Annotated in this window: 10 protein-coding genes; 4 read left to right on the top strand and 6 right to left on the bottom strand. The window is 57.9% G+C overall.

Going from position 1 to position 13,310, the window contains the following annotated elements:
• Together Q3Y66_RS11830 and Q3Y66_RS11825 are read left to right on the top strand one after the other, a co-directional pair.
• Positions 1-357 (top strand): hypothetical protein, encoded by a 357-nt coding sequence (locus tag Q3Y66_RS11830; protein ID WP_008957001.1) that lies wholly within the window; start codon positions 1-3, stop codon positions 355-357.
• A gap of 5 nt (positions 358-362) precedes the next feature.
• Positions 363-2,576 carry a cation-translocating P-type ATPase gene (locus Q3Y66_RS11825; protein ID WP_035586383.1) on the top strand — a complete coding sequence of 738 codons (2,214 nt, stop codon included), beginning with the start codon at positions 363-365 and terminating at the stop codon, positions 2,574-2,576.
• On the opposite strand, the gene Q3Y66_RS11820 is transcribed toward Q3Y66_RS11825, so the two are convergent.
• On the bottom strand, positions 2,558-2,863 hold the full coding sequence (locus Q3Y66_RS11820; RefSeq protein ID WP_008956999.1) for a helix-turn-helix domain-containing protein: 306 nt from the start codon (positions 2,861-2,863) through the stop codon (positions 2,558-2,560). The two genes, Q3Y66_RS11825 and Q3Y66_RS11820, sit on opposite strands and share 19 nt — an antisense overlap.
• A gap of 41 nt (positions 2,864-2,904) precedes the next feature.
• On the bottom strand, positions 2,905-3,987 hold the full coding sequence (locus Q3Y66_RS11815; protein WP_008956998.1) for a PA0069 family radical SAM protein: 1,083 nt from the start codon (positions 3,985-3,987) through the stop codon (positions 2,905-2,907).
• A gap of 169 nt (positions 3,988-4,156) precedes the next feature.
• Here Q3Y66_RS11815 and Q3Y66_RS11810 point away from each other — a divergent pair, with 169 nt between their 5' ends.
• Together Q3Y66_RS11810 and Q3Y66_RS11805 are read left to right on the top strand one after the other, a co-directional pair.
• Entirely contained in the window at positions 4,157-4,885 is a 729-nt protein-coding gene (locus tag Q3Y66_RS11810; RefSeq protein WP_008956997.1) for an SDR family oxidoreductase, read from the top strand.
• 71 nt (positions 4,886-4,956) lie between these two features.
• Positions 4,957-5,493: a DinB family protein gene (locus tag Q3Y66_RS11805; protein WP_008956996.1), complete on the top strand. Its 537-nt coding sequence runs from the start codon at positions 4,957-4,959 to the stop codon at positions 5,491-5,493.
• Positions 5,494-5,627: 134 nt separating this feature from the next.
• Here the strand turns inward: Q3Y66_RS11805 and pgi are convergent, their stop codons facing one another.
• The 4 genes from pgi to ptsP all read right to left on the bottom strand — a co-directional run bounded on the left by pgi (position 5,628) and on the right by ptsP (position 13,073).
• The gene (gene pgi, locus Q3Y66_RS11800; protein ID WP_008956995.1) at positions 5,628-7,295 is read right to left on the bottom strand and encodes a glucose-6-phosphate isomerase; all 1,668 of its coding nucleotides are present in this window, start codon (positions 7,293-7,295) and stop codon (positions 5,628-5,630) included.
• Positions 7,296-7,492: 197 nt separating this feature from the next.
• The gene (locus Q3Y66_RS11795) at positions 7,493-9,235 is read right to left on the bottom strand and encodes a PTS fructose-like transporter subunit IIB (protein ID WP_008956994.1); all 1,743 of its coding nucleotides are present in this window, start codon (positions 9,233-9,235) and stop codon (positions 7,493-7,495) included.
• Positions 9,232-10,203 carry a 1-phosphofructokinase gene (pfkB, locus tag Q3Y66_RS11790; protein ID WP_008956993.1) on the bottom strand — a complete coding sequence of 324 codons (972 nt, stop codon included), beginning with the start codon at positions 10,201-10,203 and terminating at the stop codon, positions 9,232-9,234. The genes Q3Y66_RS11795 and pfkB overlap by 4 nt, the downstream gene beginning before the upstream one ends.
• The gene (gene ptsP, locus Q3Y66_RS11785) at positions 10,203-13,073 is read right to left on the bottom strand and encodes a phosphoenolpyruvate--protein phosphotransferase (RefSeq protein WP_008956992.1); all 2,871 of its coding nucleotides are present in this window, start codon (positions 13,071-13,073) and stop codon (positions 10,203-10,205) included. The genes pfkB and ptsP overlap by 1 nt, the downstream gene beginning before the upstream one ends.
• Positions 13,074-13,310 lie beyond the last annotated feature (237 nt).

Below are 13,310 nucleotides of genomic sequence, written 5' to 3'. Positions count from 1 at the left end.
ATGACCATCGTGATGCAGCGCTTACACCTCACTCACCCATTACACTTTGTTATTAGCTTAACGCTTTGGAGTGCTTGGTTTGTAACAGTTTACGGTGGCCATGCTGTGGCCTGTGAAGTCATTCCCCCTGACCCAGAACAAGGTGTTTTTACCCTCGTTAATGCGTTGCTGCTTATGGTCAGTCTTGCCGCCGTTGCGCTATTAGCCGCGTTAACGGTGGGGTGTTACCGCATGAGCAAACGTCATGCCGGGCGGCTGCGCTTTAATGCACGGGTTTCTGCCGGGCTCTATCTCTTTTCTACCTTCGGCGTATTGTTTGCAGCGATGCCCATCATCGGTATTCCGCCTTGCCTGTGAGTGGTATGACTGACACTAACGCAGACAAGCTCTATACCCTTCACGGTATGTGGTGCACCAGTTGCGCGTTGGCCGTAGAAGGCTCCCTCAAACGGAGTGATGGCGTGCACGACGTTAGCGTGCATTATCCCAGCGCCACGCTCTGTATAAGCGGCACGCCAGCCGCGACTCAGCTCTCAGTGCTTGCCTCAAAGGTTAAGCGACTAGGCTACCGGCTGACGGAACTTGAGCCGGTGGGCGATGCCCATGCGCGACTGGAAGAGGAGAGCCGCTACCTCACACTTAGGCTGATGGTGGGTTCGCTATTTGGCATGTGGACCATGCTTGCCTCAGTTCTGGTCTACGCATCCGCCTTGCCCAATGAACAGGTCGAGCAGGTAGTGGCATGGGTGTCGGGTGCTTTTTCACTTCCCGTGGTGCTGTTTGCGGGCGTGCCGTTTTACCGAGCGGGGTGGCGTACATTGCTAGCCAAACGCCCTGGGATGGATGTGCTCGTCAGCCTTGGTGTATTTGGCGCGGTGCTCGTCTCGATCGGGCTTTTATGGCGCGGTTCATCGGAAGTATATTTCGATACGGCGGTGATGCTGATTGTGCTATTGCTAGTCGGGCGGTTAGTGGAAACGCTGTGCCGTCACCGTGGGTTAAAAGCGTTGGACGCATTAACAATACCGAACGCGAACATAAACGTTTACCAACATGAACATTGGGTAATGGTTCCTGCCGATGAAGTGGCCGCAGGAATGCGCGCCGAGTTAGCGCCAGGTGAGCTGGTAGCGCTTGATGGCACTCTGGAGGCGCCTGGCTGGATCGATACCGCCTCGCTGACCGGTGAAAGCCTGCCGCGCCACTTTCATACAGGTCAGAAGGTCTATGCAGGCTGCCGCTACCTGGGGGCAGCGCCGCTGGTAATGCAGGTGAGCGCCGGGGTAGGCAAGCGCCGGTTAGACCGTCTATGCGACGAAATGCGCCGCTATCAGGCCAAAAAAGGCGAGCTGCAGAAGCTAGCTGACCGCTTTGCCGCTTGGCTAAGCCCCTTAGCGCTTGTGCTGGCGTTGCTGACGCTGCCTGCTGCGCTGTTATTTGGAACGGGCTGGGAAGAGGCCTTTGTGCGGGCGCTTTCCGTACTGGTGGTGGCGTGCCCCTGTGCTGTGGGGCTTGCCGTGCCGTTGGCAAGCCTTGCCGGTAGCAGTCAGGCCATGCAGCAAGGTATTGCGCTACGCGACCCGGCAGCGCTTGAAACCTTGGCGCGCATTCGCTCGGTAGCACTGGATAAAACCGGCACCTTAACGATCGGCAATCATTCCGTGCTGCATTGGCAGGCGCGGGAGGGCGTTGATAAGCATACTGTGCAGCGCAAATTAAGCGCCGCCGTCGTTGGAAGCGAACATCCGCTAGCGCACGCGTTAACCCACTGGTCGGATGATCAACGTGATCAGCACCCTGAGCAGAATCCGGATCAGAATATAGAAGTAAATGAATCGCCTGGGGAAGGGCGCCGAGTGCAGCTAAATAGCGGCGAGTGGCTAACGCTAGGCAGCGCTAATTGGCTAACTCGTCAGCAGATTGCGTTGCCATTTCAAGCTGAAGACCCCGCGCTGACGTTTGCTTCTCAAGTGATGTTGGCTGACGAAGCGGGCTGGCTGGCCACGTTCTATCTGGCTGATCAACCGGTGGGGGATGCCGCTCCAAGCATGAAGCGTCTGCTCGCATCAGGCTATGTGGTAGCGATGATTAGCGGCGACCGGCAGGGGGCCGTTAGCTGGCTGGGTGAGCAGATAGGGCTTGCCCGAGAAGCTTGCTATGCCCAGCGTTCGCCTGAAGCCAAAGCGAGGCTGTTGCAGGCGCTACCATCGCCAACGCTTTACGTGGGTGATGGCTTGAATGATACGTTGAGCTTGGCCGCGGCTGATGTGGGTATTGCCCCGCTAAGTGCCAGCGAAGCCGCCCGTGAAGGGGCTTCTGCACAGCTCATGACGCCGGGAATGGGTGGTGTAGTGCAACTGCTTAGCATTGCTAAACGCACCCGGCGCATCATGGTGCAGAATCTGTTCTTCTCGGCACTTTATAATACGCTGGCACTAGGGCTGGTAGCTGTGATGGCCATTCCGCCACTGGTCGCGGTACTCGCCATGGCGGCAAGTTCGCTGAGTGTCACGCTCAATGCCGCACGGTTAGCGTGGGCCGAGCCGGAGGAAAACGATCAGAGGGTTCCGGAATAGCCGAGTGCCTGTTTAAGCCGCTCGGCATTCGTTGCCACCCAACGTGGGTCAATCGCCCCCCAGTCACGTATTTGGTAGCGGCCAATGTTGTGGCGCTCGCCTTCATCTTTCGTAAATACGCACTCGATATCTAATTCGGCAAGGGAGGCTATCGTATCCTGGGCGGTACGCCGTGGCATGCCGGTGGCTTCAATGAGTGCAGGCACGCTGGCAGCGCCATGTTCGATCAGATGGGCCACGTATAAACGTCGGTAAAAACTCGATTTCGTTTTGCTAAGCGCGGACATTAGGCTTCCTTAACAGCAAATTGATTAAAGCGCTGCTTAGCTTAAAGGAATAAGTCGCCCTGCGCCCGTGGTGGGCGGAAATCTCGCGTGTTCAAGCCCTGCTCGGTGCGATCCTGCATGTTCCACTGGCGGCTGGCGCGGGCAAAGCGCTGGGCAATTAAATCCGCGAATACCCCTTCACCACGAAAGCGCTTACCAAATTGGGCATCATAGGCTTTGCCGCCCCGGCACTGGCGCATAAGACTCATCACTTTGGCGGCGCGTTCTGGGTAATGAGCTTCCAACCACGCTTCAAACAGCGGCGCCACTTCGTAAGGTAAGCGCAGTAGCATCCAGGCCGCCGTTCTCGCCCCTGCACGGCTGGCTGCTTCTAGAAGCTTTTCAATTTCATGATCAGTCAGCCCTGGAATAACCGGCGAAATCAATGTGCCGACTGGGACTCCCGCGGTATTAAGTTCACGAATAGCCCGTAAGCGCGCCTGAGGCGACGCCGCCCGTGGTTCTAGCGTACGCTTTAAATTGGCGTCCAGGCTGGTCAAGCTAACAAACACACGCACCAGGCGATGCTCTGCCATCTCTGCCAATAGTTCTAGATCGCGTAGCACCAGCGTACTTTTAGTTACCAACGTTACCGGATGGCGGCACTCCAACAGCAACTCCAGCAAGCGGCGTGTGGTTTTATAAGTAGCCTCTAACGGCTGGTAGCAATCAGTGTTGCCGGAAAGGTTGATCGGGCGGCACACATAGTTGGGGTGGCAAAGCTCCTCTGTTAACCGTTCCACCAACCCGCTGCGGGCAATCAACTTGGTTTCGAAATCCAGCCCTGGCGATAAATCCCAGTAAGCGTGGGAGGGGCGTGCGTAGCAGTAAACGCAGCCATGTTCACAACCACGATAAGGGTTCAGTGAGCGGTCAAATGGCAAGTCCGGTGATTTATTCCACGACAGTGCGCTCTTGCTCACTTCCTCGCGCACTTCGGTGGCGATGGTCGTAGAGGCTTCCTCACGCCACCAACCGTCGTCTTCCACCACGCTATGGCTAGGTGCAAAACGGTTGTGCGGGTCATAGGTCGCTCCGCGTCCCTTGTAAGAGTTTGGCTGGAAAGGGGGGCCAAGAGATGCCATGGAATCACCTCTGTTAATATGATTATATATACAGTAGTTGCCGGGTTTAAAGAAATCAATAGCAAGTAAATGAGTTAATTCGCTAGGGAGCATGATGGAGCTACCCAAGCCACTAGTACGGGGGGTAATGTGCTAGGTGGGTTAGGTAGCTAAAAAGCGAGGAAGCACTATGAACGTTGTTATTGTGACAGGCGGAAGCCGAGGTATTGGGGCAGCAACAGCAATCCTGCTTGGCTCCAAAGGCTATGCGGTGTGTGTCAACTATCTGGCGAACAAAGACCGTGCGAATAAGGTGGTCGATTCCATTGTACGGGATGGGGGCCAGGCGTTTGCCCATCAAGCGGATGTCAGCAAAGAAGCAGACGTTGTCCGCCTGTTTGATGCCGCTGAGGCGCACTTTGGCGGTGTTACCCACTTGGTCAACAATGCAGGGATTTTGTTTACTCAATCCAAGCTGGTGGATATCGAGCTTGAGCGCTTTAACCAAGTACTCAATAGCAACGTGGTCAGCTGCTTTCTCTGTTCCAGGGAAGCCGTCAGGCGCTTCCAAGCAGGTGGTGCCATCGTCAATGTTTCATCACTTGCCTCAAAAACAGGCTCGCCCTTTGAGTATGTTGACTACGCTGCATCGAAAGGGGCCATGGATACCCTAACCAAGGGGTTGTCTCTTGAAGTGGCTGCCTCAGGGATTCGTGTTAACGCCGTTCGTCCCGGATTTATCTACACTGATATGCATGCCGATGGTGGCGAGCCTGGGCGAGTCGATCGCTTAGCACCACAGATTCCCATGCGGCGTGGCGGTACCGCGGAAGAAGTGGCGAATACCATCGCCTGGTTGCTGTCGGACGAAGCCTCTTACGTGACGGGGTCATTTATTGATGTAGCAGGCGGGCGGTAGCGGGGTTATCTGCCCATATTTAACGCGTTCTGTAGGGATGCTGCTTTTGACAAGGAAAGGTCTTTTAATCCATGAAACTTCAACAACACTTCGAGCAATTGGCCACTTACAATCAGTGGATGAACGCCAAGGTGTACGGCGCCGCTAGCCAGATGAGTGCCGAAGAGCTAAGCAACGATAGAGGTGCGTTCTTTGGCTCTATTTTTGGCACCTTAAACCACATCGTGGTTGCCGACACTCTCTGGCTTAAGCGGTTTGCAACCCATACTTCCTCAGCTACAACGCTTGCGGTAATGATTCCTTTGCCCATTCCAGAGCGCCTTGATCAAAACATGTTTGACGATTTGGAAGGCCTGAGGGCGCATCGCCAATGGCTAGATAGCGTGATTATCAACTGGATAGCCGCGCTGACTGACGACGACCTCAATACCGTGTTGAATTACCAAAACACTAAGGGAGTGGAGTCAAGCAGGTGCTACTCAAGCCTGATTGTTCACTTCTTCAATCACCAAACCCACCACCGTGGGCAGGTAAGTACTTTGTTCTCCCAGGCCGGTATCGATATTGGTGTCACTGATCTATTGGAGCTGATTCCGAATGAGTCTTAAGAAGTATGCTTAGACGCCGGAAACCGAGTTGCTGGAAACCGTCAGTTATTACGAACCGAAGGTTTCAGGGCTGCGAAACGCCTTGGCTTGAGAAAGCCAAGGCATTTGTTTTTTTACCCGGTTACCAAACTAGCCTAGCGCTTCTTCCTCGCGGGCTTTTTATCGGCACTGGCAGTCGGGCCGGTTTCCTTTTCGCTGCCGCCATTAGGGAAGTGAGCACGAACCAGTTCCAGCAGGCCTTGAGTGGAGGCGTCGAAGTCGGCGGCGTGGGCGTCGATGCGTTCGCTGATTTCACCCGCGATGCGTTTGCCGAGCTGTACGCCCCACTGGTCAAACGAGTTGATGTTCCAGATAACTCCTTGGACGAACACTTTGTGCTCATAAAGCGCAATCAGCGCGCCCAGGTTTTTCGGCGTTAGCTCGTCCAGCAGTAGCGTGCTGGAAGGTCGGTTGCCGGGGCAGCTGTAGGGGTCGTGCTGGCTTAGCTCTTTGCTGTCCCCCTGGCTGCCTTCCATAAAGGCGTTGGCCTGGGCGAGCATATTGGTCAATAGAGCGAAGTGGTGGTCTTCGACTCCCGGCTCGGGCTTGAGCGAGGCAATAAAATCAATCGGTACGTAGCGGGTGCCCTGGTGCAGTAGTTGGAAGAAAGCGTGCTGGCCGTTGGAGCCGGTTTGGCCCCACACAATCGGGCCGGTTTTGTAGTTCACCGGGTGGCCGAAAATATCTACCGACTTGCCGTTAGACTCCATGTCCAACTGCTGCAGGAAAGAAGGCAGCTGGTTCAGCGCCTGATCGTAGGGCACGATGGCCTGGGTTTCGGCACCAATAAAGTTGATGTACCAAATACCAATCAGCGCCATCAGCACCGGCATGTTCTCTGAGAAGGGCGCATGGATAAAGTGATTATCCATTTCATGGGCGCCTTCGAGCAGCTCGATAAAGCCTTCGAAACCGACCGAAAGCGCAATAGGCAGGCCAATGGAGGACCACATGGAGTAGCGCCCCCCCACCCAGGCCCAGAATTCGAACACGTTCTCTTCGCGAATGCCGAACTCCATAGCCGCTTTGCGGTTGGTGGAGGCAGCGATAAAGTGCGCACCCACGTCGGCGTCTTCGCCAGCGTTCTCTAGGAACCAGCGCCGTGCGGTTTTGGCGTTTAGCAGCGTCTCCTGTGTAGAAAAGGTCTTGGTAGAGACGATAAACAACGTAGTCGCCGGGTCGAGGCGCGAAAGCACCTTCTGGATATGGGTGCCGTCTACGTTGGAAACGAAGTGAAAGTGCAGTTCCGGATGGCGGTATTTGAGCAGTGCGCGCACCGCCATATTAGGGCCGAGATCCGAGCCGCCAATACCGATATTGACCACATCTTTAATACGTTTGCCGCTGTAGCCTTTCCACTCGCCATTGCGCACCGCTTCAGAGAACAGCTTGATCTGCTCACGTGTCCGGGTGATCTCGGGCATAACGTCTTCGCCGTCCACATACACCGGCTCATCGCCTAAGTGACGCAGAGCCGTATGCAGTACCGGGCGGTTTTCCGTAACGTTGATAATATCCCCGGAGAACATCTGTGCCCGGCGCTGTACCAGTGCCGAGTGGTCGGCTAGTTCAATCAACTTGGTAAGCACTTCATCGGAAACATGGTGCTTGGAGTAGTCAAGAAACAGACCGCCCACCCGAAGGCTCATTTTCTCAAAGCGCTGAGGATCATTGGTGAAGTAGTCACGAATGCGGTCGTTAGCGGTTTTGTCGCGTAGGCGGTCAAGCGCCTGCCAGGTGACACTACGAGTGAGCTGAAACATAGGGCGATCCGTTTGTTATTAAGTGAATGTAGTAACCAGAACCGAATGGCAAACTAAACGTGGCGTTATGTAAAAATACTACATAAAAAGCGGCGAGGAGTAGAGGGCATTTATGACTAGACTTGCATTAACTGCGTAAAGCTACGTATTTGTGTGGGCAGGCTATCGTGCCTGCCCACACAGGGTAGGGTCAGCCGTTAGGTAGCAACCGCTACTTGAGCCGCGCCGCGTTTGATAAACGCATAGCCTAACCCGGTAACCAGTGAACCCGCTATAATAGCGCCCAGGTAGAGCAGTGCCGGGGTAATGGCGTTGGGGATCAGCAGTACGAAGATACCGCCATGGGGCGCCATTAGCTTCGCACCCACCAGCATCGAGAGCGCGCCGGTGAGTGCCCCGCCCGCGATACAGGCCGGAATGACCCGCAGCGGATCTTTCGCCGCGAAGGGGATCGCGCCTTCACTGATAAAGCAGAGGCCCAGCACGAATGAGGCTTTACCCGCTTCGCGCTCCGGTGCTGAGAACTTGTTGCGCGCGACAAAACTGGCAATCCCCATACCAATGGCAGGCACCATCCCCGCTGCCATAATCGCCGCCATGGGGCCGTAAGTTTCAGAGGCGAGCAGGCCCACGCCAAAGGTGTACGCGGCTTTGTTGACCGGGCCACCCAGGTCAAAGCACATCATTGCGCCCAGCAGAATACCCAGCAGTACCGCATTGGTGGAGCCCATGGATTCGAGGAAACTGGTCAGCGCATTCAGCAGCGCCGCGACCGGCTCACCAATCACGTAGATCATGGTCAGGCCGGTAACCAAACTGGCGACCAGCGGAATGATCAGAATCGGCTTCAGGGATTCAACGCTGGAGGGCAGTTTGACGTAACGAGTGACCGCCAGCGCCACATAGCCCGCCAGGAAGCCAGCCAAGATACCGCCGATAAAGCCGGAGCCGATATTGGCCGCCAGCATGCCGCCAATCATACCCGGTGCGATGCCGGGGCGGTCGGCAATAGAGTAAGCGATATAACCTGCCAGTACCGGAATCATCAGCGCAAAGGCGGTGCCACCACCGATTTGCATCAGCGCAGCGGCCAGGGTGCCTTCCTGCTCAAACGCTTCAATGCCAAACACAAAAGAGAGCGCAATCAGCAGGCCCCCCGCCACGACCATCGGCAGCATAAAGGAAACGCCGGTGAGCAGGTGCTTATAAACGCCTTTCTCTTTGACGCTCTTAGTGTCGCTAGCGGTATTGGCCGAACCGCTATTTTCCAGTGCCGCGTTTTCCAGCGCGGCTTCAATGGTGGGGCGCGGCTTTTTCAGCGCGTTGCCGGTAGACGTGCGGTAGATGCGCTTGCCTGCAAACCGCGACGGATCAACGTCGATATCGCAAGCTAGTAGCACCACATCGGCCTGAGCGATCTCTTCTTCCGTTAATTTGTCTTGTGCGCCCACCGAGCCTTGAGTTTCCACGCGAATGGCGTGGCCCATGGCTTTACCTGCTTCCGAGAGCGCTTCGGCGGCCATAAAAGTGTGGGCGACGCCGGTAGGACAGGCGGTGACCGCGACAATTTTCTTGCCACCCGCGCTGCTTGCAGCGGTAGAAACGGAGGCTGCAGGCGCGGCAGGCGCGCTGTAAATCGGCGCTTCACGCTTGGCCTGGGCCAGAAAACCGCTAGGGTCGGGGAGCGCGCTGGCAATCGGTGCCTGGAACAGGCGCTTGCCTTCGAAGCGTTCCGGGGCGGGCACGTGATCGGCGGCGACCGCAATCAAATCGGCGTTAGCAATCTGATCAGCAGTAGCAGCCTGCAGTGGCGCGATTTCGCCATGCATTTCAACGTGTACCGACCAGCCTTGGCGCTGGGCAGCCTGCTCCAGGCGCTTGGCAGCGAGGAAGGTGGTAGCCATGCCGCTGGGGCAGGCGGTAATCAGAATTATGTTCATAGCGTAGCTCCCTCGGTGATGGAGTCATCAAGACGCCGTATCCGGGTGTGTTGTTGGAGTGAGTCGAAATCCGCAGCGTTGGCGTTACCGACACCGACATGGCGTACGGCCTCGGCAGAGAGTGCGGTAGCAAAGCGCAGCGTTCGTTCCGGGTCGTGTTGATTAAGTAAGCCGTGGAGCATGCCCGCGACAAAGGTATCGCCAGCGCACACCGTGTTGGTTGCCGTCACCTTGGGGGGCGTGGCGTGCCAGGCGCCTTGGGCGTTCACCCACAGCACGCCTTCGGCACCCGCTGACACAAGCGCATGGGCGATGCCGCTTTGATGTAGCCGCTTGGCGGCCGTCAAGCGTGCTGGCGTCGTGTCGAGAGTGTCCCCTGCCCAGTCGGCGAGTTCATTTTCATTGGGCTTGATGCCCGCCGGGTGGGCGTCGATGGCGGCGTTAAGAGCCGGGCCGCTGGTATCCACCCATAGCGGCACACCACTGGCGTTCAAGTGCTCCAGCAGCTGGCGAAAACCATCCAATGACAGCCCTGGGGGCAGGCTGCCAGCGACAACCACTGCCTGGGGTGGCATCGCGCTGCTCAGTTCGGCGTCCAACGTGTCGATTAGCGTTTGTAAATGTGTGGCGTCAATCGGCATGCCGGGACCGTTGATATCGGTAACGCGGCCACCCTGTTCAGCCAGTTTGGCATTGATACGCGTGCTGCCAGGCACCCGCACGAAGGCATCGGCCAGCCCCAGCTGTTTGAAAGCCAGGGCGAAGGGCGCGTCGTTCTCGCTGCCTAAAAAGCCGCTGACCGTGACGCTATGACCAAGCTCTGCCAATACACGGGCAACATTAACGCCTTTACCAGCGGCTTCGAGCTGCGTGCTGGTAGGGCGGTTGACGCTGCCCAATACTAAGGCGTCAAGGTTAAACGCTAAATCCAGCGCTGGGTTGAGCGTAATGCAAAGCACGCGGGCCATTAGCGCGCCTCCAGTGCATCACGCACTTCGTCACTGGTCGCTTGTGAAAGCGCTAGCTGAGCGATGGCCTGGGCGTCTGCAAAATCAAACTCGCGCAGGCGAGCTTTCACCAAAGGAATCTGCCGCGCGCTGACCGAGAGTTCATCCACGCCCAGGCCAACTAATACGGGAATAGCCACGGCATCCGAGGCCAGCTCACCACACACACCGACCCACTTGCCTTGGCTATGCGCTGCGGCCACGGTCATCTGGATTAGACGCAGCACCGCCGGGTGTAGGCCATCGGCCTGGGCAGAAAGCTCCGGATGACCGCGGTCAATCGCCAGGGTGTACTGGGTCAAATCATTGGTGCCCACCGAGAAGAAGTCCACCTCGGCGGCAAGGCTGGGTGCCAGCAGCGCGCTGGAAGGTACTTCAATCATCACCCCGAGCTGCACATCGGTAGCGCGCTGGGAGGCGGGGATCTCTTGCAGCAGGCGATCATAGATCACCTTGACCGCCCGAAACTCGGCAATGTCCTTGATCATCGGTAGCATGATGCGCAAAGGGTGATCTTTGCTGGCCATCAACAGCGCGCGCAGTTGGGTCTCGAGCACGTCGGGCTGGGTCAGTGCCAGGCGAATACCGCGCAGCCCTAGGAAGGGGTTATCTTCCTGGGGAACCGGCCAGTAAGGCAGCGGCTTGTCACCGCCCACATCCAGGGTACGTGCCACCAGCGGGCGGCCGCCTAACGCTTCCACCGCTTGGCGGTACTCGCCGATCTGAGTGGTCAAATCCGGGGCGCTGGCATGGGCCATGAATAGGAACTCGGTACGCAGCAGGCCAACACCCTCGGCCCCGCGCTCTACTGCATCGGCAGCGTGGGCGGTATTGCCCAGGTTGGCGGCGACTTCGACACGGTGGCCATCGCGAGTTTGACCAACCTCAAAGCGGGTTTCCCAGGCAGCGGCTTCGCGCTGCTGGTGGTCGAGCAACTGCTGCTCGGCACGCTGTAACCGCTCTTCGGAAGGTTGCGATGTTACCCGGCCACGATCACCATCCAAAATCATCATGCTGGCGTTGTTGAGCGCCATCACCGCTTGCCCCGCGCCAACGACGGCAGGAATACCCAGTGCGCGGGCCAGAATGGCACTGTGGGCTGTCGCACCACCGCGTACAGTGAGCAGGCCACGCACACGGGAGGTATCCAGGCGCGCCACATCGGAAGGGCCGATGTCGTCCATGACCAGAATATAGGGGTGGTCAGGCGGTTCAGGAAGCGTCACATCGCAGAGCACGCCAAGTACGCGGCGGCCCACGTCGCGGAGGTCGGCGGCGCGTTCGGCCAGCAGGCGGTCGGCCAGCATTTCCTGGGCGTGGGCAGCGGTTTCAATCGCTTCCCACCAGCCCGCTTCCGCTGAGCGTCCTTCGCGAATGGCATCCGAGGCCGCGTGGTGAAGTTCCGGGTCGACGAGCATCTCTTCGTGCATCGAGAGAATATCGGCGACTTCGCCGCCCTGGGCATTGCGAACCAGCGCCTCCAGTTGGGCCGCGCCCTCTTTAATGGCGTGATTCAAGCGGATGAGCTGTTGCTCCGCGTCATCGGCGTGCTCGGGGTAGTCGAACTGCATGGGGCGGATAACAAACACCGGGGCAATGGCCAAGCCCGGAGAAGCGGCCACGCCGGTATGGGGCGTGTCGGCAGCCAGTGGCTCGACGGCCGGTTGAGTCGTGCTGGCTTCGGGCGCGGTGTCAAAGCCGCCGTCAAGGGACGTCACTTTCTCGCCCAAGCCAGCCTCAATCGTTTCCGCCACGCTCTCGAGCGCTTGACGCGCGTTATCACCTTCGGCGGACAGCACTAGCCATTGGCCGCGGCGAGCGCCCAGGCCGATCACCTTGGTCAAGCTGGCCGCCGAGACCAGCGTGGCGCTGCCTTCTTCCAGCCGCACATTGATCGACATTGCCTGGGCGCGGGCGACTTGCACCAACTGCTTGGCGGGGCGGGCGTGCAGGCCATGGGGATTAAGCACTCGAACGCGACGGGTGTGGGTGCTTGCGGTCTCGCCCGCCAGCAGGGAAAGCAGTTGAGCACTGTTGCATGTGAGCAGCGTGTCGCTGGCGCCGCTATCCAGCAAGGCCATTAATTGCTCTAACAGCGGACGGTGGGCATCACCGTGGGCAGCTAAGCAGAACAGCGCATGGACCGGGTGGCCAGCGCTTTCCAAGGTATGCGAGGCTGGCGTGGCGACCCCAAGCGCGGGCTGATTAACCCCTTGCGAGCTGCTGGCCAGCCACAACCCCTTGCCTAACCAGGTGGGTTGAGCGGCGGCGACAGCGGCAATGAAGGCGTTATCGACGCAGCCGCTTTGACGCAGGCGGGCGGCGGAGGCCAGGGCGAGCTCTTGGGGGTCGCGAGCGGGAAAGTTGACACAGAGCGTATCAGCATCCAAGCGTGGCTCAAGCGTTGGTTTGGACAGCAGGCGCGCCACATCGGCAGCGGAACTGGCGCTGGCTAACTGTTCGGCAACGCCTTCTCGATCCAGCACGTGAGTGAGCTGGCGCAGAATATCCAAGTGCTCATCGTTCTGGGCCGCGATGGTCACCAGCACATGCACCTGTTGACCGTCGTGCCACTCGATTCCTTGGGGAAACTGGAGCACGCGAACGCCAGTCTGCTTCACATGCTGGCGGCTTTCTGGCGTGCCATGGGGGATCGCGATGGCATTGCCCAGGAACGTCGATGATTGTGCTTCGCGAGCGTGCAGGCCGTCACGGTACTCGGCCTCAACCAGTCCGGCGTCTACCAGCGCTTCAGCGGCACTGTCCAACGCGGTTTGCCAGCTATCCGCGTGGCGGCCTAGCAGGATGTCATCGGGGCCGAGTGTCAACATAGCATTCTCCTGTAAACGCGCTCTGTTGCTGCGAAGTACTTCCGGTGAGTACTTTGGGCCGAGTGCAGGGCGTGTACATAAGTGATCGTCGTTAAATGATCATGGTAATGGCATTGATGCCAGTGGGATGAATCGACCCTTCAGCGGTGATTCATCCTTGCCAATGAATCTAGTGTTAGTGCTATGCTGAATCGATTCACTTCGTGACGCAAGGTTCGTGCTTTTAGACTTTGGTCT

The organism is Halomonas sp. HAL1 (assembly GCF_030544485.1).
GTDB classification, from domain to species: Bacteria; Pseudomonadota; Gammaproteobacteria; order Pseudomonadales; family Halomonadaceae; genus Vreelandella; species Vreelandella arctica.
The sequence above is the reverse complement of the archived record's forward strand: the minus strand, read 5'-3'. Positions and strand labels throughout refer to the sequence as shown.

Bases quoted from the DNA above. Each gene is read 5' to 3' on its own strand.
- pfkB (WP_008956993.1), bottom strand. From the start codon at position 10,203: ATGGCCCGCGTGCTTTGCATTACGCTCAACCCAGCGCTGGATTTAGCG.
- Q3Y66_RS11825 (WP_035586383.1), top strand. From the start codon at position 363: ATGACTGACACTAACGCAGACAAGCTCTATACCCTTCACGGTATGTGG.
- ptsP (WP_008956992.1), bottom strand. From the start codon at position 13,073: ATGTTGACACTCGGCCCCGATGACATCCTGCTAGGCCGCCACGCGGAT.
- Q3Y66_RS11815 (WP_008956998.1), bottom strand. From the start codon at position 3,987: ATGGCATCTCTTGGCCCCCCTTTCCAGCCAAACTCTTACAAGGGACGC.
- Q3Y66_RS11820 (WP_008956999.1), bottom strand. From the start codon at position 2,863: ATGTCCGCGCTTAGCAAAACGAAATCGAGTTTTTACCGACGTTTATAC.
- Q3Y66_RS11830 (WP_008957001.1), top strand. From the start codon at position 1: ATGACCATCGTGATGCAGCGCTTACACCTCACTCACCCATTACACTTT.
- Q3Y66_RS11795 (WP_008956994.1), bottom strand. From the start codon at position 9,235: ATGAACATAATTCTGATTACCGCCTGCCCCAGCGGCATGGCTACCACC.
- Q3Y66_RS11805 (WP_008956996.1), top strand. From the start codon at position 4,957: ATGAAACTTCAACAACACTTCGAGCAATTGGCCACTTACAATCAGTGG.
- pgi (WP_008956995.1), bottom strand. From the start codon at position 7,295: ATGTTTCAGCTCACTCGTAGTGTCACCTGGCAGGCGCTTGACCGCCTA.
- Q3Y66_RS11810 (WP_008956997.1), top strand. From the start codon at position 4,157: ATGAACGTTGTTATTGTGACAGGCGGAAGCCGAGGTATTGGGGCAGCA.